Raw genomic sequence first — 25,969 nt, 5'->3', positions numbered from 1 at the left:
ATCAGTCTCGGCTCTTCATCACGGCCACCAGGTCGAGCCGGTCAATCCTGTCGCGGATCATAATGAAACTGGCTACCGCCGCGGCAACCACGAGCAACGAAGCCGTCGCGTAGCTACTCGGATCTATCACAGCCGGTATTTGGAACGATTTGCTCCCGGTTGCCGATGCGATCAGTTCGATTAAACCTTTTCCCATCAGAAGGCCTGCGGGCACGGCAACAATGACCTGAAAGCTCAGGGCGCTAACCAATACCGTCGCAACCTCGCCCCGAGTGAAGCCGAGGATGCGGAGGCTAGCAAGTTCCCAGACTTGCTCCTGCAACGCGATGCGAGCACTATTGTAGACGACGCCAATGGCGATCAGCATGCCAAAGGTGGCGAGGATTACCGCCCCCACCAGCACAATTCCAGCGATTGTGTTGTTGAACAGCGTGATCCAAAGCATCTTAACGGAACTTGCCTCTACCTTAGGCATCAACTCGATCAGCTTTAAGATTTTGTCGAGTTGAGTAGGGTCGATCCTCAGGGTTGCGGCATTCGCTACAGGGCTCTCCGCCATCAAGCGATTGAGCGCAGTACGTTCCATCATAACCGAAAGGCCGAGGATATCGTCGGAGATTCCCCGGACTCGCACTTCGCGGATCGGCCGACCGGATTCCAGAATTTCAAGGGTGACATTGTCCCCAATGCCCAGATGCAGCAGTTTCGCGAGCTGTCGACTGACCACGACACCGTCTAGCGGAACGGGTATCGCGCGTAGCGACGGGTCTCTCAGGACCTTGAGTTCCGACCCCGGATCGACCCCGAGCAGCGAAGTGCGGTACGTGCGATACCCTGAACGTAGTTTCATTTGCACAACACGCTGGAGTTCCGCCTTCAACACGCCAGGTATTGCCTGCAATTCATTGAGTGCGTCCGTTGAGACCGGTTCTGTAAAGGCAAGGAATGCATCGCCACGCTCGATGCGCCCGAAACTGACGTCGACCATATAGTCGATTGCGTCAAACCAGTAGAGCCCGAACAGAATGAGGGGAAGAGCCAGCGCGAGCCCAAGGGTCGTCAATAACGTTCTGAATGGCCGCGAAAGCACAGTGCGCACCGCGATGATGGCAAGCATCGAGATACGTCCAGTTTTGACTACCTGTAGCCCCCAGATTGGCAGGTGCGCACCCGGCATTTCAGCCCGCATGGCCTCTGCAGGAGGAAGAGTTACGATGCGGTACACTGTGGATGCGGCGGCTAAATTACCTGCGCCTATACTGACGAGGGTCGCAGCGGCCAGGAGCCACGGCTCAAGTTGGATTTCAAGCAAAGGAAATCGGAAGAAGGTGCGATAGCTCTCGACGACAAGGATGGCGAGCCAACGCCCAAGGGCAACACCGAGTGCGGAGCCCAGCAATGCAATCACTGTCACCAGCTTGAAATAGTGGAACGCAATAGAGAGGTTGGTAAAGCCAAGTGCCTTCAATGAAGCTATCTGTCCTCGTTGGGTCTCGACTATCCTGGCAATGACGACGTTGAGCAGAAACGCCGCGACACCGAAGAACAGAGACGGCATGACAATGCTAAGAGTCTCTTGCTCGGCCAGTTCATCCGCGAGGAATCGATGTGAAGGCTGATCATTGCGGTCGTAAGCACCCGTGCCGCCGTAGGGTGCCAACAATCGATCGATCTTGTCTATGACGCTTGTTTTGCTTGCACCGGGCGCAAGCGTCATCACCACGTCGTTGAACGCACCCTGCATGTCAAAGGCGCTCGCTACCGCCTCTTCACTGGCCCAGAGCACGACGAAGTTTCGGTCATCTGGGAGCGGCAGGGCAGCACGCGTGGCGAACACGAACTCAGGCGACAGTGCGGTGCCCACGACGCGGAACTCTTGCAGACGGCCATTGAGAACCACATCGATGCTGTCCCCCGGCCGCACCGAACGCGCAACAGCATAGGCAGCGCTGATGACGACATCCTCTCGGTGCAGTGGATCGGGCAAGCGTCCTTCCAGGATGTACAGCCGATTTAGCAGAGGCTGCCCCGAGGATGGCAGCGAGATCACGCGTCCCGAGATCGGTAGGTTCGTGTCGTCGCGAATGACGCGAACCGTTTTCGCCACGCGCGGTTCCACCAACCCGATGCCGTCGATCTCACGCAGACGGTCTGCAATGTTGAGAGGGGCTCGCGTCACGCCAGCAAAAAGATCCGCGAAACGCTCATTGCGATAGTGCATGTCCATCGCGGTGACCAACGCGAAGTAATTCGAAAGTGACATCACGAATACGGCCACCCCGGCCGCGATCAGCACAACGATGCTGAGGACTTGTAGTCGCATCACCCAAAGATCGCGCACCAGCTTGATATCCAGGACCGCTACCACGTGACCTCCTGGGCCCGGATACGCTTGGAATTCAGTTCCTCCCGGACGATACGTCCCCCACTTAACCGCAACACCCGATCAGCCATTCCCGCTATTGCAGAGTTATGTGTGATTACGACGGTTGTTGTCCCGAACTCGGCGTTGACCTTGGCGATCGCTGCAAGAACAAGCCGTCCGGTCTCTACGTCGAGTGCTCCTGTCGGCTCATCGCAGAGCAATATGTCCGGCCGCTTAACAATTGCCCGTGCGACCGCGACGCGCTGCTGTTCGCCGCCAGACAATTGGGAAGGGAAGTGACGCGCACGATGCGACAGTCCAACAAGCTCGAGCGCCACAGCCGGCTGCATCGGGTTGCTGGCAATCTGTGCCACCAGCCGCACGTTTTCCTCAACGGTGAGACTCGCTATTAGATTGTAGAACTGGAACACGAAACCAACGTGCTCACGTCTGTATGCCGTGAGCTCGGAATCAGCAGCTCCGGTCAGTTCGTGGTCGCGCCAAGTCGCCATACCAGACGTTGGGGCGTCCAAACCGCCAAGGATATTGAGCAATGTCGACTTACCCGAACCGGATGGCCCGAGGAGGACGATAAATTCTCCTTCCCGGATTTCCAGATCAACGTCTTTCAAGGCAACAACGCGGGAGTCGCCTGAGCCGTAGATCTTAGTCAGCCCACGCGCCACGAACACAGGTGCAGAAGTAGGCTCAGACTTCTCGGACTCGGGATGCGCTGGGTTTCCCACTCCGGATTTACACCCCTACTAAAAGCAGTTGGGCGGGGTCGCCGAGGGCATCCTGACACCCTTCGCCACCAACAGACCAGCGAAATTGACGTCGCGAACACATGCTGAGTGAAAACATGATCGCGGGTTCCTCCACTTCGTGACCTGGTGTAAGCGGCTGGACTGCTGCTCGATGCAACGACACTTCGCATTCTGCAAATACCGCTCCTGTAACAAGGAGCCCGCCTACCCAGGTGAGACGGCAGGTTTCGGCGGTGACTATCCTTCATGCCAGCCGATGAGACGGACATGCCGTTCGCGTGGGCGAAAAGAAGCTACTCCACCGTCAGGCTGCACCTTGCCGCCGATCTAGACTGTCAGCGCAACCCCCGGGGCACGGAGATTAGCCCATTGAAGCAAGCTATTTTGGCACTGCACCCCCTGGGCCGATATTGCAGGGCGGTTTCAAGCGCCACCTTGGGGGCTGTTAATAGGCGATCCACCTGAATATGGCGGCGATCGAGAGGGCCTCTCAGTGGGAAAGAAGCACCGGCATCGTCAAGTGGCTGAGTACGCCCTCGGTCGCGCCGCCGAGGACGAAGTCGCGCACGCGCGAATGCCCGTAACCACCCATGACAAGCAGGCCACACTCCATGTCGACTGCCTGTCTTTGCAGCGTTTCGGCAATTGGCCGCCCATGGCCGGTCACTGCGACGGCTTCTGCCGGAAAGCCGCGCTCGCGCAGGCTCCCCGCCATCCGCGCGCCGGCATTCGCCTCCGTCAGCGGTTTCTCGTCGCCCACGGTCAGAACATGGATGTTGGATGCCAGTTGGAGGAAAGGAAAGGAATCCGCGGCGGCACGGGCGGCGACCCTGCTTCCATCCCAGGCGATCGCGACGCGGTCCAACTTGATGGCTTCCGTGCTGGTTTCCGGCATCAACACTGCAGGGCGGCCAGAACCGAAGATGACGGCTTCCGCCACCATCCGAGAGGTCGGGTTTCCGGGAGACCATCCGACCAAACTCAGATCGTGGTAGCGCGCATGCCCGGCAGCGGTTTCGCCAAAAAAGGCAAGGGCTGCTCCGACCTCCTGTGTTGCGACCTCGACATCCATCACCAGCGCCTTCTCTCGGACAGCGTCCAGCAGATGTCTCCCCTGCCTGCGGCTCAACTCTTCAGCTTCGCGGATCATATCGGGCAGGTTCATCAGAAGACGGGCAAGCACATTGGAAACGGCAGGAATGTCGGCATTGAGCGCGATGGCATGCAGCTTTGCGTCGATGTGGGCAGCAAACGTTGCAGCGTTTGCCGCAGTCGCCGGCGAGTTGGGGTCTGGATAGGTGACAAGAGGAACAAAGGCCTGCAACTTCAAGACGATCCACTCCTGTGCTGGTGATTGGAGGTTTACCGACCTGTGTGCGCGAAGCATATTTGCCGCTGCGCGTGTCCCGCCTTGATTTGCCTCAAACTTCGCGAGTGAATGCCCAGATGAACAAAAGTACGCGCGCCCATTTGCTGCTCGCCTGATTGCATGGTCCGGATGAAAATGGCGAAGATGTCCCGTGCAAATGGGCGCGCACCGTCGGAATAGTTCCCCATCGCGGTTTTTCCTGACTTGGCGCGAAGCCGCGTTATCAAAACAATCAAGTCCAAAGAAATCCTGGTGGTGTCGATGGCGATCATGCAGGCAGGTGCATATGCTCCATCCATGAAGGCCCTCCACTGGCTGATCTTTTTTCTGGTGATCGGCTTGTACGGCCTCTCCTACAATGAGGATTTGTTCGCCCGCGGCAATCCTTGGCGCGACACCGCATGGTGGCTGCACATCTCTTTCGGGCTGCTGCTCTTCGTGCTTGTCCCGATCCAGATCGCTCTTCGGCTTTGGCGGGGAGCGCCTAAACTTCCTCTCGCGATGAGCGGACTTGAGCGAAATCTCGCTCACCTCATGCATTTTTTACTGTACGTGCTTCTGATCACAATCACAGTGCTCGGAATTCTTCTAACCTGGTTCAGGGGCGACCAGTTAACCTTCTTTGGTCTCCTCACGGTGCCATCTCCTTTTCCCACAAACCGGGAAACAGCCGAATTTTTCGAGGAAACGCATGAACTCGCTGCCAATATCATCCTTGTTCTGGCCTCGATGCACGCTGCGGCCGCACTTTGGCATCACTTCGTTCGCAAGGACGATGTCTTGAAGCAAATGCTGCCGGGAGCTTACGGGCGGCGAACTCGTTGATGTCGCGCGTGCGTGCTTCCGGTCCAGAGGCATTGAGCGGTCGAACTCGAGAAATGCATTTTGCCCGGATCAGGCCGCGTCGATGCCGGTGTGAAGTCGGCTGCCACCGCGGCAATGTCGGCCTGTAGGGCCGCGATCCATCAGGGTCGCAGGCAGCCCGGCAGACGGAGGCTGATTGCAAAATGAGTACGGACCGCGAGCGTTTCGGCCTCGCCGGGCCGCCGCCCTACAGGAACACCGCGCCGGCGGTGGTCGCTGAGCTCCGCTCCGATTCCGAACGGGGCCTGAGCGAGGCCGAGAGCGCCTCTCGGTTGAGACATTGCGGCCGCAATGAGTTGCAGGCGCAGACGCCCCGTCCTGCCTGGCGCAAATTTCTCGCGGAGTTCAACAATCCGCTGGTTGCGCTGCTGGTCGGCGCAGCCGCGATCTCGATGGCTCTGTGGGCCTGGGAGCGCAACGCTGTCCTGCCGTATGAGGCGTTCGCCATCCTGGCGATTGTGCTTTTCAACGTCAGCATGAGTTACGTCCAGAAGGCCCGTGCGGAACAGGCGGTGTCGGCACTGCAATCGATGACCGCCGCTCATGTGGATGTCCTGCGCGACGGCAAGAGGCGCAGCGTGCTGGCATCGGAGCTTGTGCCGGGTGATCTCATGTTTGTCGAGGAAGGCGACATCGTACCCGCCGACGCGCGGCTGACGAAGTCGATCTCGCTGCAGATGAATGAGGCCGCGCTTACCGGCGAGAGCTTTCCCGTTTTGAAGGATACCGCCGCGATCCCGGACGACGTGCTGCTGGGTGATCGCAGCAACATGATCTTCAGCGGTACCGTTGTCACCTATGGTCGCGGCCGGGCAGTTGTAACCGCAACCGGCATGCAGACCGAAATGGGCCGCATTGCCGATTTGCTCGAAACGACGCTGGAGCAGCCGACTCCCCTGCAGGCGGAAATCGATCAGATCGGCCGCCTGCTCGGGGTGATTGTCGCGGTCATTGCGGTCGCGATTTCCGGGACATTGTTGTTCGTCACGGGCCTCACGGGCCTGGAAGCTATTTTCGACATCCTGTTCCTGGGAATAGCTCTCGCCGTCGCCGCCGTTCCCGAGGGGCTTCCTGCGGTCGTGACCCTGGTGCTTGCAATCGCCATCAAGCGCATGGCTGCGCGAAACGCCATCGTCAGACGGATGGCAGCCGTCGAGACCCTCGGATCGGCCGATGTCATCGCATGTGACAAGACGGGGACGCTGACGCGCAACGAAATGATGGTCCGGCAAGTTGTGACCGCGAGCGGCAACGTGAGCCTGGGCGACTGCGGCTGCGATCCGACGGGCGAAACTCTCGGTGGCATCGAAGGGCGGATCGCGGGTCGATTGCGGGCGGAGTTCATGCGGACACTCATTGCCGCCGACCGCGCCAGTAATGCCGTTCTGCTGGAACAAGGCGCGAGCCTGACGGCGCGAGGCGACCCGACCGAGGTCGCCCTTCTTGTTGCCGCTCGCAAGGCCGGAGTGGATGCTGGTAAGCTTGACGCCCGTTTTGAGCGCGCAGGTGAAGTTCCGTTTTCCTCGGAGCGGAAACGGATGAGCACGGTCCACACGGATCGGGAGCGGCAAGACGCGCTACGCGTCTTCACCAAGGGCGCGCCGGAGGTCGTCCTCGAGCGCTGCGCATATGAACTGGTCGGCGAAGGGGTTCGACCTCTGACAGCGGAGCGCAGGGCTGGCATTCTGTCGGCCAACGAGCACCTGACACATAAGGCATTGCGAACCCTGGGCGTCGCGTTCCGGACCTTGCCGACAGTTGCCGCCCAACGGATTGACCACGCCATCGAGCACGAACTGGTCTTTCTGGGTATGGTAGGGATGATCGACCCGCCGCGAGACGGGGTCAGGGAGTCCGTCGCCCGCGCGCTTGCTGCCGGCATTCGCGTCATCATGATTACCGGTGACCACCCGTCAACCGCGGCCGTCATCGCCGGCGAACTGGGGATTGCACATGAAAAGCGCGCGCTGAGCGGCGCAGATATCGAGGCCATGACCGACCAGGAGTTGGCCGAGACGGTTCTTCGGGCCTCGGTCTATGGCCGTGTCAGCCCCCAGCACAAGCTCCGCATAGTGACGGCATTGCAGCGGAACGGAAAGATCGTGGCGGTGACCGGGGACGGCGTCAATGACGCGCCTGCGTTGAAAGCAGCCGACATCGGCGTGGCCATGGGCATCAGCGGAACAAGCGTCTCGAGGCAGGCGGCCGACATGGTGCTCGCCGACGACAATTTTTCGACCATCGTCGCCGCTGTCGAGGATGGGCGCGCCATCTACGCCAACATCCGCAAATTCCTGTTCTACCTGCTCTCATCCAATGCGGGGGAGGTAATGACGATGTTCTTCGGGGTGCTGCTTGCGCCGGTCATTGGCTTGTCGTCGAGCGGAACCTTCTCACTGCCCTTGCAGGCGACGCAGATACTGTGGATCAACCTGTTGACCGACGGCGCGCCGGCTCTGGCTCTGGGGGTGGAGCCTGCGGCTGCAACCGTCATGAACGTGCCTCCGCGGGCGCGGGATGCAGCCGTTGTCACAGTTGAGATGGGGCGCGACATTCTTCTCGTCGGGACGATCATGGCCCTCGGTTCCCTTGCCATCCTCGATGCCGCGCTGCCTGGAGGGCTGCTCGAGGGCACCGGCTCGCTGGCATATGGGCAGACGATGACATTCACGACCTTGGTGATGTTCCAGATGTTCAACGTCTTCAACGCGCGTTCCGAGACGCAAAGTGCGTTTGCCAGCCCGTTCGTCAACCGTTGGCTCTGGATGGCGGTTGGTCTTTCCATTGGGCTTCAGGTGGCCGTGGTGTACGTGCCGTTCTTGCAGGAGGCATTCGCGACAGTGCCCTTGAGCGGCAGAGACTGGCTCGTGTGCACGGCAGTGGCAAGTTCGGTGCTCTGGCTGCGAGAACTCTCGAAGCTCGTTGTCCGCTATCGGAAATGAGCACCGTCGTCCCGGCGCGGCTTCGACGATGGTTGGTACCAAACGGTTGGATTAAGATCGGGCTCGGTGGGCCGAGGGATTGGCGATCCACCGACAGCAACATGGGAGAGTTGGCATGTATCCGCATATTCTAATAGCGACGGACGGATCGGAGCTTGCATACAAGGGCCTCGAGCAGGGCCTGGCGCTTGCGAGTGCGCTGGGCAGCAGGGTCACAATCATCCACGTGACAGAGCCGTATCCCGCCATGGCGCTGCCAGGTTTTGGCTGGCCGAGCACGCCTGACGAAATCGGAGCCTACATGGAGCGCGCCGATAAGTATGGGGCTTACATTCTCTCCTCCGCCAAGGCCAAGGCAGAGCAGATGGGCGTGGCCGCGGAGACCGTCTATGTCGATCAGGCCAGACCGGCCGAAGCCATCATCGAGACGGCAGAAGACCTGCTTTGTGATGCCATCGTCATGGCGTCGAACGGCCGCCGCGGTCTCAGCAAGCTGCTGCTCGGGAGCCAGACTCTTGAGGTGCTGACAAAGACCAGGATTCCCGTCCTGGTGGTGAGGTGACAAACTCATTTCACATCACCGACGATTGTCGCCGCGGGGGAGGGGCCTTCGTCCGCACTGGCGGAACATTCGATGCCGACCGGCTAACGGTCCACCAACCCGATCAGGCGGCGACGGTCCCGAACAGCCAGCCGATGCCGGCAGTCGCTGCCATCGCCGCTGCTCCCCAGAACAGCACACGTCCAGCGCCCACCACGGGGCTCGCACCTCCGGTCTTCGCGCCCACCGCGCCCAGCCCGGCCAGGAACACCAGGGATGCAGCAGCGACAGCCGGGATCAGCACGCCGCGTTGTCCGGGAAGGTCGACGGCCATGTGATCGATCAGCCCCTTGATCTCGCCGAGCGGGATCTTCGCCACAAGCTGGATGCGAAGCAGCGGCCTGCGCAAGCGGCGGCTTCATCGCGGTCGCCGCGGCCATCGCAAGAATGCTTCGCGCACGCACAAGGTACCGCTTCATAACGAGCCCTCAGCGCTTGGCGGCCCTCACGTGATCGAGCGCAGCGCGCAGTCCCTTGGCGAGTTTCCCGGCCTCGTCATGCGCCCAGAAATGCATGAAAAACAGCCGCGGCTGGTCGGCGAGCATATGGTTGTGCAGGGCCGTCACCTCGATGCCGTTCTCCCGCAGGGCGCGTAGCACGGGGTTCACCTCCTCGGCGGTGAGGACGAAATCCCCGGTGGTCGCCGCCTTGCCGTCGCCGAGGGGCTGGAAGTTGATGGCGGTGGCCGATCCCATCGCACCCGGAACGGGTATGCCGCGGTCCGCCACGGGATCAGCGCGTGGGATCGAAACTTGATAGACGCCTCCGTTCGCCTTTCCCGTGTGGCCAAGCTCGCGGTCGATCCCGGCAGTGTCGAGGTCGAGCTTCTCGTCGGCCCCGCCAGCAGGAGCGGCAGCCGACGCCCCTCCGCTGACCGGGGTTCCGCTCTTGCCCAGTGCCTCGCCAAGGGCTCGTGCCAATGTCACGGGGTCGCCCTGGCCCTCCACATGCATGTACATGGTCGCAGGCTGCGACCGCAGCAGGTGGTTGTGCAGACCCGTGATCTCGATGCCGTTGTCGGCGAGTGCCTTCATCACCGGGCTGACTTCGTCCTGGGTGAGCACGAGATCGCCCATCACCATGGAGTCCCTGTCGCCCGTAGGCCTGAAGGCCAGCCAGGAGCCGAGCGCCAGCGCTGGCTTGATGGCGATGCCGTCGAGTGTAACCTTGAGATCGGAGCGGGGCAGCCCGACCCTGTAGATGCCGTCTGGTAGCTCGGTGCCGGATTTCCCGAGCGCCTGCGCAACTGCTTTCCAGTCTGGTGCTGCCAGAACAGGCTGAGCGACTCCGAGGGAGGCCACAAACGCTAGGCCAGCAATGATGTTTGCACGCATGGTTTACTCCTGTACTCCCACCCTCCGGTGCCCAATCGGGCAAATGTCGAGCGCCGCGAAGACGACAGCACGCTCCCGGAATTTTGACGTGCGGTACCCGATCACGCGGCCGGATGCATGGAGGGCGGCCAGCTATGTGTCTCCGTCTTGCGCCGCGAGGCCCAGGCATAGAGCGCGTCGTAGATGATAAAACCGTGTTTCAGCACCTCGTGGTCGTCGGGCGACAGGTCCCGAAGGCCCATCGATATCGCCAGCAATCCCGCCGACTGGGGCGTGAGGTTGTGCCGGTCTGTGTCGGCACCGCGGACGATGGCGGCGATGGTAACGATCCCGGGATCACGATCGAGGCCGTGCTTTGAGACGAAGGTGTCGAAGCTGCAGCCTTCGCCGACATGAGTGTATTCGACACCAGGCACGTCGTAGGGAATGGCTCCTGTCTTCTCGGCAACCTTGATCACCTGATCCGGCGGCACGAAGAGGAATTCCGGCTCCTTGTCGATGAACCGTGCGATCAGCCAGGGGCAAGCGATGCGGTCGATGACGGGACGTTCGCGAGTGACCCATTTCATGACGCAGTCCTTTCTTCAGTGAACGCGAATGGGACCGTCGGCCCGCCGATTGCATGCCAGGCGGCGATGCCGCCGGAGAGCATGTGAGCGTCGAGGCCGCGGCGGCGCAGTTCGGCAACGGCATCGCCGCCGACCTGGAAGCCGTAGAGGCAATAGACGATGATGGGCTTATTCCTGGGCAGGTCGTCGGCCCAGTCAGCGATCGTCTCCGATACCCGCGAGATCGCCCCCGGGAGCATGTCACTGCGATCTGGCAGGTCTTCGGTGAGACAGACGTCCAGCACGACGACTTCGTCCCGCCGTTCAATGCAAGCGAGCAGATCCTCGGGCGCGATGCGGTCATCGGAGACCGCTGTCTGGAACCCATCTGTCCGCTGCGTCGCCAGCCGTTGGAAACGCTCACCGACGCGCGCCCAATGGATGTTCTTCATGAAGGCCTCGACATACGCGCCCGCCTTGGCCCCGAAATCGAGGTGGTAGGCATGTTCATACATGTCGAGCGCCAGGATTGGCACACTGCCAGCAAGGCAGTTTGTATGATCCTGCGCCCACTGGATCATGAGGCGTTGATGGCGCTCCGACCAGGAAAGCAACGTCCAGCCCGAACCGCCCGCCTGGGCCTTGGCGCAAGCCGAGAATTTGGCGCGCCATCCGGCAACGCTTCCGAAATCCCGTTCCAGTGCGGCGGCGAGATCGCCAGTCGCATCTCCAGAGCCACCGAGCCCTTCGAAATAGATCTCGTGCAGGATCGCCGAATTGGCGGCGATGAGTTCCTCCCGTTTCAACCCGTTGATGTCGAAAACCGGAGCCGTGCTCCAGTCGAGATCGTCAAGACGGCGCTCGATAGCATTCAAGCGCCGGACGGCACCCCCGTAATTGTTCTCGTAATGGCTTGCCAGCAGTCGCTCCGACAGCCCGTCTAGGCGTGGCGGCTTGAAGGGCAGCGGCATGATCCGATGCATGTCATCCTCCTGCAGGATCCGCGATGGAGGGATGCTACGCGTAAATGCAATATGATACAACTGTTGCTTTTCGCATGGCCAATGATACGGTATACTTATGAGAGAGAATGAGACACCGGCACAGCAGAGTTGGTTGCTGCTGATCCACCAACTGCCGAGCAAGCCAGCCTACTTCCGGGTGAAAATCTGGCGTCGCCTGCAAGGGATTGGCGCGGTCGCCGTCAAGAGCACGGTCTACGCGCTGCCTGCGAACGCCGACACGCAGGAGGATTTCGAATGGCTTCTGAAGGAGATCGTCGAGGGTGGCGGCGAGGCCTTTGTATGCGAGGCGCGTCTGATCGATGGCCTTTCCGACGCCCAAGCACGTGCGCTCTTCGATGCCGCGCGCGACGAGGACTTCGAGGAAATTGTCAAGGAAGCGCGGACGTTGCTGGCCCGACTCGGGAACAGTGCGCCACTTCAGGAAGGAGCCGATGTTCGCGCGCTGGTCAGGCGTCTGCGCAAGCGGCTAACGGATATCGCGGCGATCGACTTCTTCGGTGCGACCGGTCGCCTCTCGGCTGAAAGCCTGGTCGCGGAGCTGGAGCGTAGGCTCACAGAGGACACGGACATGACCAGAGACTTGCCAGAAGCGCCGCCGCCGCTGGCGGGCGATCTCAAGGGACGAATTTGGGTCACACGCAAGGGCGTGCATGTCGACCGCATTGCCTGCAGTTGGCTCATCCGCCGCTTCATCGATCCCCACGCCGTCATCCGCTTCGTGCCAGGCAAGGGATACGTTCCAAAGGAGGGTGAGGTTCGCTTCGACATGTTTGAAGGCGAGATCACCCATGAAGGCGACCATTGCAGCTTTGAGGTCTTGCTGAACCGGGCCCACATCAATGACCCGGCGCTTCAGGCCATTGCCGAGATTGTCCACGACATCGACTTGAAGGATGCGAAGTTCGGTCGGGAGGAGACGAGCGGCATTGCCAGCCTAATCGCCGGAATCTGCGTGGCGAACGCTGAAGACGATCATCGGATCGCCCAAGGCGCACCTGTCTTTGACAACCTCTACCAGTATTTTCGCGCCAAAGGCGGATGACGCCCAGGAAGGAAACCATGGGCAAGATGGGCGACCTCAACACCGTCCCGGACCGAAATTCCGGTATCCCTGTCCATGGGGTTTCGTTCGGCGAAGCGGTTCGCGTCTGGGCGCGGGTCGCCGCCCTCAGCTTCGGCGGCCCCGCCGGGCAGATTGCGGTGATGCACCGCATACTTGTCGAGGAGAAGCGCTGGATCGGAGAAGTAAGGTTCCTCCACGCCCTCAACTACTGCATGCTGCTGCCAGGACCCGAGGCCCAGCAGTTGGCGGTCTATGTCGGATGGCTGCTGCACAAGACGAAGGGCGGCCTCGTTGCCGGCACGCTGTTCGTGCTTCCGGGCTTCCTGTCGATACTGGCGTTGAGCTACATCTACGCCGCGTTCGGAAACGTCGGAATTGTGCAAGGCCTCTTCTTCGGGCTCAAGGCAGCGGTGTTGACCATCGTTGTGCAGGCCGTGATCCGGATAGGCCAGAGTGCCCTGAGAAACACCGTCATGGTGGGGATTGCGGTCGCGGCGTTCGTCGCGATCTTCTTCTTCCGCGTACCCTTCCCACTCATCATTCTCGCCGCCGGGCTGGCCGGATACATCGGAGGTCGTACGGGGTCGCCCCTCTTCCGCGTCGGCGGCGGGCACAATGCTGGCGACGACGCGCTGATGGACAGGGATTCGGCACTGGGCGAGGACACACCTCGACACGCGCGTCCGAACATCATCGGGTCGTTGAAAATATCCGGAATCTTTCTCCTGTTATGGCTGCTACCCGTTGCGATTTGCCTCGCTTTGCTGGGACGCGACAGTGTCTTCAGCCAGATCGCGGTGTTCTTCAGCCAGATGGCGATGGTGACGTTCGGCGGTGCCTACGCCGTGCTGGCCTATGTCGCGCAGGAGGCTGTTCAGCACTACGGATGGCTGCAACCAGGGGAGATGCTGGATGGGCTGGGAATGGCCGAAACGACACCGGGTCCCCTGATTATGGTTGTTCAGTTCGTCGGTTTCATGGGCGCTTTCCGAGTTCCTGGCCACCTTAACCCGATGCTGGCCGGGACTCTTGGAGCGGTACTGACCACCTGGGTTACCTTCGTGCCATGCTTCCTTTGGATCTTCCTGGGCGCGCCATACATCGAAGCTCTGCGGAGTAACGCGGCACTGACCGGTGCGATGTCCGCGATCACCGCGGCGGTCGTCGGTGTGATCATGAACCTGGCTACATGGTTCGCACTGCACACGCTGTTCGGACAACTGAGCCCATGGCGAGGTTTTGGCGTTTTCATCGATGTGCCCATCTGGCAGACGGCGAACGTTCCCGCCATCGTCCTGACCGTCGCTGCCGCCATAGCCACGTTCGGAGTTGGAGCGAAAATGATCCCGACGCTTCTTGCCTGTTCGATCGCGGGAGTGATCTGGTACCTGGCGGGTGGCACTGTGTGACGGCCGCACCTGGCTGACCTCGTGTCGAGAATTCGGGAACTGTGTCGGTATCGCCCAGTGGACTTTAGGCAGAGCCTGGGAGCATTCCGGCCCCGGCACGTGATCGCTGCGCTTATGCACTGCGCTGGATGAGTATTGGCGAATGCTGCGGCTGTCACTTAGTTTGGCTTCTTCCTTTTGGGGGCTCCAACGGGTGCTCGGCCAATCCCGAAGCGCTGGGTCGAATTGGCGGGTGTCATGATACTCCGGTTCGACCGACCAGGCGGCCTTCACCGGGTCGAGAGGCCTGGGAGGTGAAAGAACTCCGACTCACCGCACTGAAAGAGCATCTCGATGAAAGGTGGGCCGCTCGACGAAGGCGACTAGCCAGCGAAGCGACAAACCAAATAAACTCCGCGGAGATGTCGGTTCCGCCACAGCCTCTTCGAATGAAACTGGCTTCCGCTTTAAACAGCAACAGGAGATGAGTCGAAGTGCGCGTGATCGTTTTTGTGAAGGCGACCGAGGACAGTGAACAGGGCGTGATGCCTTCGACAGAATTTGTCGAAGCGATGACTAAGTTCAATGAGGAGTTGGTCAACGCTGGCATAATGGTGGGCGGCGATGGCCTGAAGCCCTCAAGCGAAGGCAAGCGCATCGCGTTCGACGGTCCGAGCCGGACAGAAATCGACGGACCGTTTGCCCAGACGCGAGAACTGGTCGCTGGGTTCTGGATCTGGGAAGTCAAGGATATGGCCGAGGCTGTTGAGTGGGTGAAGCGGTGCCCCAACCCGATGCCTGGCCCCTCCGAAATTGAGATCCGCCCAGTCGTTGAGTTTGCTGACTTCGGCGGCGCCATGACGCCGGAACTCATCGAACGCGAAGAGCAAATGCGCGAGAGACTTTCCCAGTGAGAAGAATGGTATTTGCAGCCAGACCGGGGAGCCGGCCAAGTGGCCGCTAAAACCGCGGGCCGCCCGAGGTACATTTCTGGCGAACCTCGGTCGGCCTTTCTCGACATGGGCAGAAGCCAATTTCAGCGAGATTGGGGCTGGTGTTGGCAATACGGCCGTGCAGGGCCCAGTCATGCGTTCAATGCTAGCGCCAGGTCATCGGCGCGCATAGCTTCCGCTGCAGGATCATCTGGCAGTCCTTCTCACCTTTAGGTTCGCAACGCGCCCGTGGCCGCGTCGGCGACCTTGGCGCGCAGTCGCACGGGAAAAAGTACACGATGGCATGTAATGACCTTCAACCAATAAATGCATGCGAACTCAATGTGGCGCACCGCAATGTGAGACCATGGAGGGTCAAGCCATGACCAAGACCTCACACGAGGCTTGCGCGACGCGCTTAAGTCCTAAAAGTTTTCAACTCTCCGCCATTAACTCACGATTGTTTTCGTTTGAACTCTCCTGTCTTTTAGCCGGGCCGAGCGTTGACTATGCTCCTGAACGCGGCGTGACCTGCCGGAGCGCGCCACTTCAATTCCCAGGTCTTGCCGAGTCTGCCGCGAATGGGCCAATGCGGTCGGCGAAGGCGAGATAGACCTCGCTCTGGAATGCTATGAGTTGCTGTTACAGCCAGAGCACCAGAACGATGCCTTTATCAGCGCATTCCAGCCGATCGATGTCAAAGCTAAGCGGCGGGCTGGCCTGTCCTACGTCTCAGCCCGCGGGCCAAGCCTTGTGGAGGTCGTCGATGACGTAGGCGTGAACGTGGTTGCGGCCATTTCCCGCCCCAGCAAGGTGCGGATGATCGGGCGGGAGGTCGTGGTGGGTGTGCTCGATGGCCTCCGGATCTCGGGCGGGCCAGACCGAGAACGCGATGGCGACCGCGGCGGCGGCAAGCACGGCGAGGATGGCCGCTGTCAGCGGCAGGCCGAGCGCCGATCCAGCCCATCCGGCGAGCGGATATGCGATGAGCCAGCAGGCGTGCGAGAGGGCGAATTGAGCGGCGAAGAGTGCTGGACGGTCCTCGGCATTCGCGGAGCGGCGCAGGAGACGCCCGGAAGGGGTCTGGGACATCGAGTAGCCGAGGCCCAGGATGAACCATAGTGCCAGCAGCCATGGTAGGAGGACAGCGCAGCGGCGGCGAGCGTTCCAAACGCGAGGAGGGCCGCGCCGCCGAGCATCGCCGTGCGGTCCGGGACCGCCTCCAGCAGTTGCGGGAGCAGAAGCGCAGCGACCATGGATCCACCTCCGAAGGACGCGAGGGCGATGGCCGTCGCCTCCTGATCGAGTCCGAACACGGCTTGCACGTAGACCACGGTGTTCACGATCACGAGCGCACCAGCCGAGGCTACAGCCAGATTGACCGCAAGCAGTCCCCTGAGGCGCGGGGTCGCGAGATAGATGCGGATGCCGCGCGTGGTCCGGTCGTAGCTGCTGCGCGGCTGCGACGGCTTCGGGCTGGGTAGCGACACGGTGAGCACAAGCGCTGCGGAGGCAAGAAAACCGACGACTGTGCCGCTGAACAGGCTGTGGAAGGAGATTACGGTCAGGAGCGCAGCCGCCAGCATGGGGCTGACGACGCTTTCGAGGTCGTAGGCAAGGCGGGAGAGCGACAGCGCCCGGGTATATTCCTTCTCGTCCGGAAGTACGTCGGGGATCGTCGCCTGGAAGGTCGGAGTGAAGGCCGCCGACGCCGACTGGAGCACGAAGATCAGCACGTAGACCTGCCACACCTCGGTCACGAAAGGGAGCAGAACCGCAACCGCCGCCCGCACGAGGTCAAGGGCCACCAGCATCGACCGGCGCGGCAGCCGCTCAGCAAAGGCTGAGGCGACGGGTGCGACCCCGACGTAAGCGACCATCTTGAAGGCAAGCGCTGTGCCGAGCACGGCCCCGGCTTTCGCCCCGGCGAGTTCGTAGGCGAGCAGCCCGAGCGCGACCGTCAGCAGTCCCGTGCCGACGAGCGCGATCACTTGAGCGGCAAAGAGATGGCGGTAGGTTCGGTCGGAGAGAACAGCCAGCATCACAGGTACTTCGCGATTTCCTTGAACTCGTATATCGGGCGGCGGCGCTCGCGGGGCTGACGACCGACAACCCCCTCCAGGCAATGATCGAGATGGTCCTGGATCTGCGTGCGTTTGGCGCAAGCCACGGCCTTCTTGATCGCGTGCAGCTGCTGTGGGACGTCGAGGAAGGGTTTTCCGCCTTCTATCATAGCGATGACGCCGCGAAGGTGACCGTCAGCGCGCTTGAGGCGTTTGATGATGTCGGGGTGGGGCATGGCGGTGCTCTGTCATGCGGCATTATATAGTCAACATGCGAACCGCCTGCCGCCTTCTCGAGGCTCGGAGCGGCTGCTTTCGATTGTCGCAGCCGTAAGCAACCCAGTTGCGTAGACTCCCGTGAAGTGCAGTCCGAAATGGGTCCGCCAGCATCGCCGCGACAGGCCTCGGTCGGGAGAGGGGAATATGTTCTTTTTGGCACTCGTTCGCTCTTGCCGCCCCGCTGGTTCCAATTGAAACAAGCGGTTGCGAAACCTGGTTGCATTGCTGGACGAGTTCGCTAGACCCGATCGGGGTGAAATAACGGAGAAAGCAGTGCCTAATATAGACGATGTTGCGCTCGTGCGGCTGACTTCTGACGTCGTGTCGGCCTACATTTCCAACAACGCCGTTCCGGCGGCTTTGCTCCCTGATTTGATTGCTGAAATTCATGCGTCCCTCAGCAAGCTCGGCAAAGAGTCCGTGGCCCCTGCTACCGAGGGCCCGAAGCCTTCAATTGGGATCAAAAAATCAGTGACGGACGACTATCTGATCTGCCTCGAAGACGGAAAAAAGTTCACATCCTTGAAGCGACATCTTGCAACGCGCCATAACCTGACCCCCGACGAATATCGGGTAAAATGGGGACTTCCGGCCGACTATCCGATGGTTGCGCCTGCTTACGCAGCGGCTCGGTCGACACGCGCCAAGAAAATTGGTCTGGGCAGGAAACGCATTTAGATAGAGCTTCAAAACGCGGCCAAAAAGCTGCCAGCTGGACAGCTATGTCTCTCGCCAACTCTATATCGGCGATTACGTCTGCATCTCCTAATGGGCGGCAACCATACGCACCGCACGGACTGGTTCAGCCTCTACCCGTTCCCCGATGTCGTTCGCGATGCCTATATCGGCAAAGGCGATACCGTGATCGGCGATGGAGCCTGGATCGGAATGCGTGCCATGATCATGCCAGGCGTCACGATCGGCGAAGGGCGCGCTGTGGTGGCTTCGGGTGCCATTGTCACCAAAAACGTCGCACCCTACACGATCGTGGCTGGCAATCCCGCCGCGCCCATTCGCCTACGGTTTCCTGCGGCGGCGGTGCAGAAGCTTCACGAGCTTGAGATATACAAATGGACAGACGTCAAGTTCGAAGCCTTGAGGCGCTTCATAACGGCGACTGATATCGACACTCATGGCAGCTTCCGCCAAATACGACCAGCAACAGGGAGCGACCGCTTAGGGGTGGGAAGCGGAATGGCTGCTTTTGGGCGGGCATAGCAAGCAAGCGGACGTTCGGTCAGCCAACACGATCTTCAGCTCTGCGCACCATTGTTGACGTTCATTGCTCGATCGCCAATCCTGAAACCCGCCGTTCCCAAGACGCGCCGTGAAGCATGCTCAAGGCGGCCTGGGCTTTCAAGTTACGCGACCTACGCTGGGATCATCTCATCTGGAGCGGCGGTTTTTCAGGACGGTTTTACCTTGCCTTTCAACGGGGCAATCCGGCGATAAAGTCATAGATCGTTTGGTCGAGTACCTCAGTCGGATCATTGGCCTGCATTTGCTCTGGCGTGCCGCCCTCCTTCAGCTGAGCATCCTTCGCCCGCAGCATTTTGGCCAAGTCCGCATCCGACAAAAAGACCAAAAGTTTACCGGATTCCCGCATTGCGCCCGAGGCTGCTTGGATCGCATGAGGCTGCGGCGGCTTACGGCTGAGGACGAAGCAAATGGGCCGTAGCGTGCCAGCGCTGAGGTATCTCTCAGTGGTGAATACTTGCATTGCGCCAATAGGCTTTCCGTAATTCTTGCATTCGAAGAGGACCACTCTCGCTCTAAAATCTCGTGTCAGCGTCAACCAGAATGGGTGTTTTGGACTAACACGGTATATCAGATCATAAATATTTAGGCCGTCTGACGTCCTTTTCTGCGACCGGACATCCTTGAGATCATCAGCAAAGAGGTAGCTTATGATATCTTGGCAAGCGGTTTCAAAATCTTTTGCATTTTTCTTGCCGGGCGCGATTGCACCAAGCCGAGCTATCAGCGCTTCGCCCTGAGGTTCTTGATGTTCATTGAGCGGGAGTTCTGTCGTCGCTGGGGCATTTCCTCGAACGAATTCCGATGGAGACGGAGTATAGCCTTTGGAAGGTTGGAAAAACTCGCTAAAGAAACGCTCCAGTCTCGGCAGCTCGGGGCCGGCGTTCTGCAGTAGGATGCCGCGATCCCAAATGTCGATCTGGAATTCTTGCTCAGCCCATTTGAGACGACTAGGTTCAATGTAGGCACCGAAAACCAGAAGAGGTTTCGCTTTGACTGCAAAGTCATTTAAGCCGCTAGTAAAAGAGCTTGCCTCGCGTAGCCTCGAAAGCGGCACACTCTCAAGGGTGCTGAGCTTTACCTCGACTGGCAACACAACTCCATTGCCGTTTCGGGCTACGACATCAATCTCACGGATGCGATCCTTTGGACCAAAGGGGCGTAGAGAACGAATGTCGACATCGTAACCCTGCGCGGCAAGGACAGCACCTACTAACCGCTCGAACTCCAGCCCGATTTGTCGCTCGATCACCTCATGCCCCCAAAAATTTGCTTGAATTAAGAGTCGCTATTGCATGAAGTACCTGAAGGATCTGTAACCGCTCAAGGGTACATTTCAGGTCCATGTCGGCAGATATGAGGGCGTGGCCGGTTGCAGATACGCGCCCCATTGCTGCCGTCCAGGGTACTCGCACGACTTCCCAGAGGCTGCCGTTCAGCCGGCCCACTTGGAATTTGAACGATATGCTCCGCGGACCGTCAAAAACCATTGCCATCGATCGGCAGCGGCATCGCGAAACCCGGCTGCTCGCTATTACTTAAGGGTGGCCGCGACCGCCAAGATCGGGATGAAGGAGCATCATCGGCTGGCGTTTGCCAAAACAATGATGGACCGAAAATTGGAGCGCCGACGGACGTCATCAAAGCTGACGGAAACCTTCTAGTTTCACGCTTCTCCTCCAAATAGAGCCTCTCCTTGGCGAAAGTTCATCATGATCTCGACGCAGAGGAACACAGCTATCTGCATAAAGATTCGGGTGCACCGATCAAGATAGGTCACGTAGGACATGGACTGTTCTTCCCCGGCACCCCCCTTACCCGCGCGGTATAGCACGCTGTGACGATCCGCGGAAATTTTGATCCCTCGATGGTGTGAAGCATTTCTGATCTGGTTGTCGATTTCGACGCAGAGTTCCTTGAAGGCCGCGTTGCTGGCGAAGGGGTTGAACTTGCTCGCGTTGTCCAGTTCCCGATACTTCTTCAAGGTCAGCCGTTCTCCTTGGTCGTATTCGCGCTCGGCATCCAGGTTGTTGAGCATCGTGAATAGCTCTACCAGACCGGCGAAAGTCTCAAAGGCATCTCCATAGAAGGTCTTCACATTCTCGAAGTTCGTTGAGCCGGCAACTGCATCTTCTGGTGGTTGCGCGCCCAGTCGGACGCGATACAGCACCTGAGAAAATTCAGAATAGTTTCGGAAGAAGTCGGTCAGGATCGCGAAATATGCGTCTCGTCTGGAGACTCTAAGATCGGCAAGATAGTGCTTCATCAGGCCGCTCGCATCCTTAGCTTCAATGATGCGTTCGACTTCCTTGCTGATTTTTTCAACGAGCTTGTCATTATCCGGGCCGACGAGCCTTCGCAGAAACCGGATAAGCCAATCGTCCAGACTGTCGAGCCTTTCACCTTCATAAAACAGCTCGCCACTCTTGTCGATTTCGCGTCTTGAAAGCTTCGACTTGCCCCGTGCTTCAAGCCCGATCGCTTTTCTGAGATGTGTCCACTCTGTCGGAAACGTCGGTCCCCGTTCGCGCGAGGCTCGAGCCATTTGATCGAGCGATATACCGCGCGACTCCATCGCCTTGAGCATTGTCCTCATTTGCTCAAGCCGAGGAAACGACAGCGGCGAATTTGCCTGGCCTTTTGGAATTACAAAGTTGGGGTCCAGATTGACAGTCAGGGCCTCGGCAGGTTCGTCGCAAAACTCAGCGTTGTCGGAACACGAAAAAGCCCCGTCGCCGCTTCCGGTCCCAAGTGTAAGCACGACCTCAAGTTGCTCTCCGCAGTTCATACACGCGAAGTGATGCGGCTGTCGTTTTGCATCGCCAATGGCTATGCGCAGCATATGGACTTGATCGCATGTCAGGCATCGAAGGTAGTTTCGGATAATCACAGCGATTTTCTCACTTGGCGCGGCGAGCTCGGAGGTTAGCGAGGGAAAAGGCCGAAGCGACCTTCATCAACCATTCCGGAAAAATGAATGACCCGATCGCCGAGCTCGACGTCTGACGGAGGATCCATGTTTTCTACGATGATTGCTTGCCGGTCGCTTTTGAGGCCAAGAAGGTACCGGTAAAAGTTTCCGTTCAAATTAGTCTCGCTGAGATCGTCATCCGCCCCATCCGGCTCACGGTAGGAAAGCAGTGGGGAGTCAAGCACTACGATCCCAGGATGTGCCAAGTCGTTGTCGGCGCAATATTGCAAAAGTGAGATAGTGAAGGCCGACTGTGTGATTGCCCTGAGCCCCTTTCCATAGGACGTTCTAGCCTTCCCGGAAATTATGAGGTCTTTCGAGTTCGTGTCGAAATGTACGTGTTCAACTCCGGGGAAACCCCACTGCAGGAGCACGCTCTCAATGAATTTCGCGAACGGTGCCACAACTGTGCTGGTCAGACGGTTGTTAGACGCAGAGTCGCCAGATCCTCCTTGATTTTGCCGTTCCAACGAAGCTTTGCGACCGATCAAATCACTCAAATTTGTAAAGAGCCCGAGCGCTTCGCGTACATTTGCGCCCTTGTCTGCCAGCTCTTTGTACGTTGCACGTTGTTTCCTGAGGTCCGGTGATACGACCGTCTCGATTTCAATCGACAGCTCGCGGAGTGAATCCCTCATGTTAGGGAGCGATTTCTGTATCGACCGCGCCTCCGCATTCAACGAGGCTATTGTTGTCATAAGCTCGTTCTGACGAGACTCGATTTTTTGCATTTCGGCCTCGGCAGCCAAGACTGTCACCCCGACATCGCCGTGGCAGACCGCGCTGACGTCGTGATGATCGGGGGAGGCACCGCACGTAGGACAAACCTCCGGTTCGAGAACCGAAAAAAAGCTTCCAGCTTCCCGAATCCCTAAAAGCCGCTCGTAATCCGAACCGTAGTGTTCCCGCAGGAGATTGAAACGGTCTAGCAAAGTGACAATTTCAGTGTAGCGATCGTTGGTTGTCTCGAGCCTTTGGATAATGCTGCGCCTTTTGTTTGATATCGCCTTAAATTTTTCTTCAGTGAATGCGAGCTGCTCGGCGCGATTGTCCATCGCTTTGATGAGCCGTTCTTCCTGATTAGACAGCTCATCTCTTGACCCGGATATGGTCGTGATGCGTCTTTGAGCGTCGGCAATCAGTTCGTCAAGGAGATCGATTTGTGCCAGGCGTTTCTGCTCCTCTGAGGACGCGCCTTTGCGCGATAAGAGAGCTGTGTCATCAACACCCGTCAAGAGCATAGTAAATACGGACGTGTTCGCCGTGTTTGCTGTGTAATTTCCGTCAGACAAAGGTGAGCGTTTCTGAATTATCTCCTCTTCGTCAACGATCGCCAGTCTCGCGAGATTTCGGAAGCTCAGGGCCTGGGTTTCGTCTTTTGCATTCTTCTTAATTCGCCTCCCCGCGAGGCCGATCTTTGACAGAAGAAAGGAAGAGAGATTCGATTCATCTCGATCACTGTGGATTTCACCAAGGAGACTGCCGTCAGCGTCAGGAATCGACGTGTGCAGACCTTCGAACGCTTGAAACTGTCCACCGGCCATGCTTCTGAGCAGAGTCATTTCCGATCCGTCATCGAATGCAATCGCGAGCAAAGCCCGATCATAGCCCTTTGCCTGTGGGATATCGGGCAGAGGGCCTTTTCCGCCGAGCATAAAATCGATCGCCTCTACGATGTACGACTTTCCAGTGTCGGAGGCCCCGTAGACGACGTTGAGACCAGACTTGAACGAGACGATTGCCGGCTTCCTATCTGAGCCGTGAAATGAAAGATGACGGATCTGGAAGCCTGAGTATGCCATTAGGTGGGCCCGGTGGCTTCGTCTTGGAATTCGGATACCCAATTCGTGAGGAGATTGCGCATTAGCTCGTCAAAATCCTCATCGCTATGATGTTCAAAATAACCCGCCAGCCATTGGGCGCGCTCGTGTAGCTGTTGCAGGTAAGGTGTTTGAAGCGCGTTAACAAAGAACTCCGAGTTGTCTCCCGCCTGAAATAGAATGCCGCTTTCGTCTACAATTTGGTCGATGAGCCCCCGGGACATCATGAGGGCGACAGCTGATTGAACGGACTTTCTCCGCACTTGGGTGACGGGTGACATAATCGGTGTTGGCGGGTGCAAGTCCCTTGGCCCATCCAACACGCTGGTTCGCACAACGAGATAGTCCATAGCGGTAAGCCGGTTCAGATCTACCGCTCGAGGGAAATGCGCGTGCAACACAAAAACCGCTCTCACTCCAGTCTCGAACGGGCCGTTGAAAGTCGAGGCCGAAGTCACTAGCGTCGCCATGTCAACTTCCCGTCATTGGCGAGCTGATGGCAAATTCCCCTACGGTCGGTGGGCATAGCGCTTCTGTTCAGCGGATGAGCATCGAGAGCCAAGGACTGCGCTTTGTCGGTAACAGCGACCACTCTCGCATATCCGTCCGAGTGTTCGCCATCGTAAGTATCTAAGACACCTTCTAATATCTCGGTCTGCAACCCCTCGAACGTCCCAGGCTCAACCTTTTCTCGCACGAACACCCGTAGTGACTCCGCGTGGTAGAATGCCTCGCGGGCGCGTTGAAAGTGGGACTTCAAATTGGCCCACTTCTCAAGATGCCATGCTGCGGTAACTACTTCACCCTTGTGCTCCCCATAGGCATCAAGCAGCTTGCTTGTATAGGTCGCCTCCGCCTCATTAATCTCATCTGGAACAGCGTCGGGCCGCGGTCGGGACGGCAATCCGCCGCCAAATCGGCCGATGTGGTAGGCAGTTCTGGAATGGGCCTCGATTATCGATCGAGGCTGTACCGCCGAGAATATCCGGAAGTCGAACTCTTTGACGTAATCCAGAAATTGCCTATCCAACGTTATTACACTGGTCGAGGTGATTTTTCTGGAGATAGTTTTTTCCCAATCCGCTAGGACCTTCTTTTTCAGTTTGTCCGCATTGGCAAGCAATAAGGATAGTGATGTCGAAGCCCCTTTGGGCGCAATGAATCGGCACGCTCTCGGTGCTTTGTACTCTCCCGAGAACGAGTACCACAGCATTTTTCCAATTTCTGGAGCGATAATGCTGAAACTCAGGGGGGTATTATAGTGCTTGCACTGGTGATTGTCCCACGTGCCGAGTAGCTGGTCGGCGTCGCAGAACCCTGCGATATCTATCCCCTTATCGCCAGCGCCGGTCGGACGCATCACACTGACATACGCGCATTTGAGCGAGTGGACCCACTCGTCGATGAACGCCTCCCAATCGCTAGCATCATAAATCTGGATGATTTTAAGAGGATCGATCTTCGGACCGTTCTCAAACTCGTTTGCCAGCAGAATTCTGGCTGATGGCAGCTCTTTCAACGCACTCTGTAAGGATATCAAAGATGCCTGCATTTCAGCCATATGATCGAATCACAATCGCAATTATTTTGAGACTTTAGCCAAAAAACTCGAATTAACACCTGCAACCCAGAGTACACCTCCATTCATTTATGTCTCATTCTGTTTCAACTAGGTTCGGGACCTATTAATCCCGATTGAGATGTGCTTCACGGCCTCTGCTGAACGTGGCCGTGATGGGGGATTTGTTTCTGCTCAGCGGCACAAGACCCTCTATAACCGCATCATCTGCCTGAGTCTGATGAGCGTGTTCGATCGCATCTTCGTCGGCTTTGCGGGCGAAGATGCCCCCAGTGCATCATGATCAACGCCAACCGCCTGGAGGCCCTCCGCACAGCGGCGAGCGGTTAAATAAAGGGGTTGTTCCCCCGCCGTATCGGGCGCAGCAGCAAGGGCGGGCTGCCTGCTCCGATCTGTCGATGAATGGCCGCTATCGCGGATTAGTACTTGAAACCGGACGGACGGCTCCCGGCCCCACTCATGTCGATAATCGGCCGCTCCATGTACGGCAGGTTTTGGACAGCGACCGTAAGAAGCGCAACGACCACAATGCGGTCGGAAGCCGAACGGCTGCTTATTGTCAGCATCTGCTGAGACCGGATCTTCCGGTACCGGTCCCTAAGCCGCAATCGCCTGGGCCCTGCTTGATGGCGCACTGCACCGTTCCGTTAGCCTCAAGAAAAAGCCGGGAAGCTCTCAAGGCTTCGGTCACATATCTGTCCGCACGTACGCCCATCGCTAAACTGCTCGCAAACATCAGGACGATGGCGGGACGACACCGGGATTGTCGCGAAATCAGTACGGGGTTCATTTTTCGGAGCCG

The 25,969-nt window shown here is 58.7% G+C and carries 22 protein-coding genes and 2 pseudogenes; 9 read left to right on the top strand and 15 right to left on the bottom strand.

What is annotated here, in order from left to right:
- Position 1: 1 nt before the first annotated feature.
- From AC3A4H_RS06800 to AC3A4H_RS06785, 4 genes are all read right to left on the bottom strand, one after another.
- Positions 2 to 2,368, bottom strand: coding sequence for an ABC transporter permease (locus tag AC3A4H_RS06800; RefSeq protein WP_487766023.1), 2,367 nt, complete (start codon positions 2,366 to 2,368; stop codon positions 2 to 4).
- On the bottom strand, positions 2,362 to 3,111 hold the full coding sequence (locus AC3A4H_RS06795; protein WP_487766022.1) for an ABC transporter ATP-binding protein: 750 nt from the start codon (positions 3,109 to 3,111) through the stop codon (positions 2,362 to 2,364). The genes AC3A4H_RS06800 and AC3A4H_RS06795 overlap by 7 nt, the downstream gene beginning before the upstream one ends.
- A gap of 511 nt (positions 3,112 to 3,622) precedes the next feature.
- Complete coding sequence (locus AC3A4H_RS06790) at positions 3,623 to 4,462, bottom strand: universal stress protein (protein ID WP_487766021.1); 840 nt, start codon at positions 4,460 to 4,462, stop codon at positions 3,623 to 3,625.
- Between the two features lie 32 nt (positions 4,463 to 4,494).
- On the bottom strand, positions 4,495 to 4,773 hold the full coding sequence (locus AC3A4H_RS06785; RefSeq protein ID WP_487766020.1) for a hypothetical protein: 279 nt from the start codon (positions 4,771 to 4,773) through the stop codon (positions 4,495 to 4,497).
- Here AC3A4H_RS06785 and AC3A4H_RS06780 point away from each other — a divergent pair.
- The 3 genes from AC3A4H_RS06780 to AC3A4H_RS06770 all read left to right on the top strand — a co-directional run bounded on the left by AC3A4H_RS06780 (position 4,763) and on the right by AC3A4H_RS06770 (position 8,869).
- Complete coding sequence (locus AC3A4H_RS06780; protein WP_487766019.1) at positions 4,763 to 5,326, top strand: cytochrome b; 564 nt, start codon at positions 4,763 to 4,765, stop codon at positions 5,324 to 5,326. The two genes, AC3A4H_RS06785 and AC3A4H_RS06780, sit on opposite strands and share 11 nt — an antisense overlap.
- Positions 5,327 to 5,508: 182 nt before the next feature.
- Entirely contained in the window at positions 5,509 to 8,307 is a 2,799-nt protein-coding gene (locus tag AC3A4H_RS06775; RefSeq protein ID WP_487766018.1) for a cation-translocating P-type ATPase, read from the top strand.
- Positions 8,308 to 8,422: 115 nt separating this feature from the next.
- A complete protein-coding gene (locus AC3A4H_RS06770) occupies positions 8,423 to 8,869 on the top strand; it encodes a universal stress protein (RefSeq protein WP_487766017.1) in 447 nt (148 codons plus the stop codon).
- 103 nt (positions 8,870 to 8,972) lie between these two features.
- Here the strand turns inward: AC3A4H_RS06770 and AC3A4H_RS06765 are convergent, their stop codons facing one another.
- The 4 genes from AC3A4H_RS06765 to AC3A4H_RS06750 all read right to left on the bottom strand — a co-directional run bounded on the left by AC3A4H_RS06765 (position 8,973) and on the right by AC3A4H_RS06750 (position 11,773).
- Complete coding sequence (locus AC3A4H_RS06765; protein WP_487766016.1) at positions 8,973 to 9,257, bottom strand: VIT1/CCC1 transporter family protein; 285 nt, start codon at positions 9,255 to 9,257, stop codon at positions 8,973 to 8,975.
- Between the two features lie 79 nt (positions 9,258 to 9,336).
- The gene (locus AC3A4H_RS06760) at positions 9,337 to 10,242 is read right to left on the bottom strand and encodes a DUF1259 domain-containing protein (RefSeq protein WP_487766015.1); all 906 of its coding nucleotides are present in this window, start codon (positions 10,240 to 10,242) and stop codon (positions 9,337 to 9,339) included.
- Between the two features lie 101 nt (positions 10,243 to 10,343).
- A complete protein-coding gene (locus AC3A4H_RS06755; RefSeq protein WP_487766014.1) occupies positions 10,344 to 10,811 on the bottom strand; it encodes a chromate resistance protein ChrB domain-containing protein in 468 nt (155 codons plus the stop codon).
- Complete coding sequence (locus AC3A4H_RS06750; protein WP_487766013.1) at positions 10,808 to 11,773, bottom strand: Fe-Mn family superoxide dismutase; 966 nt, start codon at positions 11,771 to 11,773, stop codon at positions 10,808 to 10,810. Before AC3A4H_RS06750 ends, AC3A4H_RS06755 begins: the two co-directional genes overlap by 4 nt.
- Before the next feature lie 133 nt (positions 11,774 to 11,906).
- On the opposite strand from AC3A4H_RS06750, the gene AC3A4H_RS06745 reads away from it, so the two are divergent.
- The 3 genes from AC3A4H_RS06745 (at position 11,907) to AC3A4H_RS06735 (ending at position 15,180) form a co-directional block, all read left to right on the top strand.
- The gene (locus AC3A4H_RS06745) at positions 11,907 to 12,857 is read left to right on the top strand and encodes a chromate resistance protein ChrB domain-containing protein (RefSeq protein ID WP_487766012.1); all 951 of its coding nucleotides are present in this window, start codon (positions 11,907 to 11,909) and stop codon (positions 12,855 to 12,857) included.
- A 17-nt stretch (positions 12,858 to 12,874) separates the two neighbouring features.
- Entirely contained in the window at positions 12,875 to 14,287 is a 1,413-nt protein-coding gene (chrA, locus tag AC3A4H_RS06740) for a chromate efflux transporter (RefSeq protein ID WP_487766011.1), read from the top strand.
- Positions 14,288 to 14,760: 473 nt separating this feature from the next.
- Entirely contained in the window at positions 14,761 to 15,180 is a 420-nt protein-coding gene (locus AC3A4H_RS06735; protein ID WP_487766010.1) for a YciI family protein, read from the top strand.
- Positions 15,181 to 15,930: 750 nt separating this feature from the next.
- Here the strand turns inward: AC3A4H_RS06735 and AC3A4H_RS06730 are convergent.
- Positions 15,931 to 17,240, bottom strand: a pseudogene (locus AC3A4H_RS06730) (MFS transporter).
- Positions 17,240 to 17,497 carry a metal-sensing transcriptional repressor gene (locus AC3A4H_RS06725; protein WP_487766009.1) on the bottom strand — a complete coding sequence of 86 codons (258 nt, stop codon included), beginning with the start codon at positions 17,495 to 17,497 and terminating at the stop codon, positions 17,240 to 17,242. The pseudogene AC3A4H_RS06730 and the gene AC3A4H_RS06725 overlap by 1 nt, the downstream one beginning before the upstream one ends.
- 316 nt (positions 17,498 to 17,813) lie before the next feature.
- On the opposite strand from AC3A4H_RS06725, the gene AC3A4H_RS06720 reads away from it, so the two are divergent.
- Both AC3A4H_RS06720 and AC3A4H_RS06715 read left to right on the top strand, forming a co-directional pair.
- Positions 17,814 to 18,218, top strand: a complete 405-nt coding sequence (locus tag AC3A4H_RS06720; protein WP_487766008.1) for a Ros/MucR family transcriptional regulator — start codon at positions 17,814 to 17,816, stop codon at positions 18,216 to 18,218.
- Positions 18,219 to 18,308: 90 nt separating this feature from the next.
- The gene (locus tag AC3A4H_RS06715) at positions 18,309 to 18,758 is read left to right on the top strand and encodes a CatB-related O-acetyltransferase (RefSeq protein WP_487766007.1); all 450 of its coding nucleotides are present in this window, start codon (positions 18,309 to 18,311) and stop codon (positions 18,756 to 18,758) included.
- Positions 18,759 to 18,969: 211 nt separating this feature from the next.
- Here the strand turns inward: AC3A4H_RS06715 and AC3A4H_RS06710 are convergent, their stop codons facing one another.
- Positions 18,970 to 20,049 carry a nuclease-related domain-containing protein gene (locus AC3A4H_RS06710; RefSeq protein WP_487766006.1) on the bottom strand — a complete coding sequence of 360 codons (1,080 nt, stop codon included), beginning with the start codon at positions 20,047 to 20,049 and terminating at the stop codon, positions 18,970 to 18,972.
- A gap of 230 nt (positions 20,050 to 20,279) precedes the next feature.
- Between AC3A4H_RS06710 and AC3A4H_RS06705 the strand changes: the two are divergent.
- Positions 20,280 to 20,452: pseudogene (locus AC3A4H_RS06705) on the top strand (DUF1612 domain-containing protein); the annotation flags it as partial.
- Between the two features lie 11 nt (positions 20,453 to 20,463).
- On the opposite strand, the gene AC3A4H_RS06700 reads toward AC3A4H_RS06705, so the two are convergent.
- The 4 genes from AC3A4H_RS06700 to AC3A4H_RS06685 all read right to left on the bottom strand — a co-directional run bounded on the left by AC3A4H_RS06700 (position 20,464) and on the right by AC3A4H_RS06685 (position 25,149).
- Positions 20,464 to 21,639 carry a hypothetical protein gene (locus AC3A4H_RS06700; RefSeq protein ID WP_487766005.1) on the bottom strand — a complete coding sequence of 392 codons (1,176 nt, stop codon included), beginning with the start codon at positions 21,637 to 21,639 and terminating at the stop codon, positions 20,464 to 20,466.
- A gap of 83 nt (positions 21,640 to 21,722) precedes the next feature.
- Positions 21,723 to 23,570 carry an AAA family ATPase gene (locus tag AC3A4H_RS06695; RefSeq protein WP_487766004.1) on the bottom strand — a complete coding sequence of 616 codons (1,848 nt, stop codon included), beginning with the start codon at positions 23,568 to 23,570 and terminating at the stop codon, positions 21,723 to 21,725.
- Positions 23,570 to 24,058, bottom strand: a complete 489-nt coding sequence (locus AC3A4H_RS06690; RefSeq protein WP_487766003.1) for an ABC-three component system middle component 2 — start codon at positions 24,056 to 24,058, stop codon at positions 23,570 to 23,572. The genes AC3A4H_RS06695 and AC3A4H_RS06690 overlap by 1 nt, the downstream gene beginning before the upstream one ends.
- Positions 24,046 to 25,149, bottom strand: coding sequence for an ABC-three component system protein (locus AC3A4H_RS06685; RefSeq protein WP_487766002.1), 1,104 nt, complete (start codon positions 25,147 to 25,149; stop codon positions 24,046 to 24,048). The genes AC3A4H_RS06690 and AC3A4H_RS06685 overlap by 13 nt, the downstream gene beginning before the upstream one ends.
- Positions 25,150 to 25,969 lie beyond the last annotated feature (820 nt).

Source organism: Pseudaminobacter sp. Soil_N_29 (genome assembly GCF_057656055.1).
Note: the sequence above shows the minus strand (reverse complement) of the source record. Positions and strands in the feature narration are given on the sequence as shown.

Excerpts from the sequence above, each read along its gene's own strand:
- AC3A4H_RS06695 (WP_487766004.1), bottom strand. The coding sequence starts at position 23,570 with ATGGCATACTCAGGCTTCCAGATCCGTCATCTTTCATTTCACGGCTCA.
- AC3A4H_RS06785 (WP_487766020.1), bottom strand. The coding sequence starts at position 4,773 with ATGATCGCCATCGACACCACCAGGATTTCTTTGGACTTGATTGTTTTG.
- AC3A4H_RS06775 (WP_487766018.1), top strand. The coding sequence starts at position 5,509 with ATGAGTACGGACCGCGAGCGTTTCGGCCTCGCCGGGCCGCCGCCCTAC.
- AC3A4H_RS06770 (WP_487766017.1), top strand. The coding sequence starts at position 8,423 with ATGTATCCGCATATTCTAATAGCGACGGACGGATCGGAGCTTGCATAC.
- AC3A4H_RS06725 (WP_487766009.1), bottom strand. The coding sequence starts at position 17,497 with ATGCCCCACCCCGACATCATCAAACGCCTCAAGCGCGCTGACGGTCAC.
- AC3A4H_RS06690 (WP_487766003.1), bottom strand. The coding sequence starts at position 24,058 with ATGGCGACGCTAGTGACTTCGGCCTCGACTTTCAACGGCCCGTTCGAG.
- chrA (WP_487766011.1), top strand. The coding sequence starts at position 12,875 with ATGGGCAAGATGGGCGACCTCAACACCGTCCCGGACCGAAATTCCGGT.
- AC3A4H_RS06750 (WP_487766013.1), bottom strand. The coding sequence starts at position 11,773 with ATGCATCGGATCATGCCGCTGCCCTTCAAGCCGCCACGCCTAGACGGG.
- AC3A4H_RS06685 (WP_487766002.1), bottom strand. The coding sequence starts at position 25,149 with ATGGCTGAAATGCAGGCATCTTTGATATCCTTACAGAGTGCGTTGAAA.
- AC3A4H_RS06760 (WP_487766015.1), bottom strand. The coding sequence starts at position 10,242 with ATGCGTGCAAACATCATTGCTGGCCTAGCGTTTGTGGCCTCCCTCGGA.
- AC3A4H_RS06700 (WP_487766005.1), bottom strand. The coding sequence starts at position 21,639 with ATGCTGCGCATAGCCATTGGCGATGCAAAACGACAGCCGCATCACTTC.
- AC3A4H_RS06780 (WP_487766019.1), top strand. The coding sequence starts at position 4,763 with ATGGCGATCATGCAGGCAGGTGCATATGCTCCATCCATGAAGGCCCTC.
- AC3A4H_RS06755 (WP_487766014.1), bottom strand. The coding sequence starts at position 10,811 with ATGAAATGGGTCACTCGCGAACGTCCCGTCATCGACCGCATCGCTTGC.
- AC3A4H_RS06715 (WP_487766007.1), top strand. The coding sequence starts at position 18,309 with ATGGGCGGCAACCATACGCACCGCACGGACTGGTTCAGCCTCTACCCG.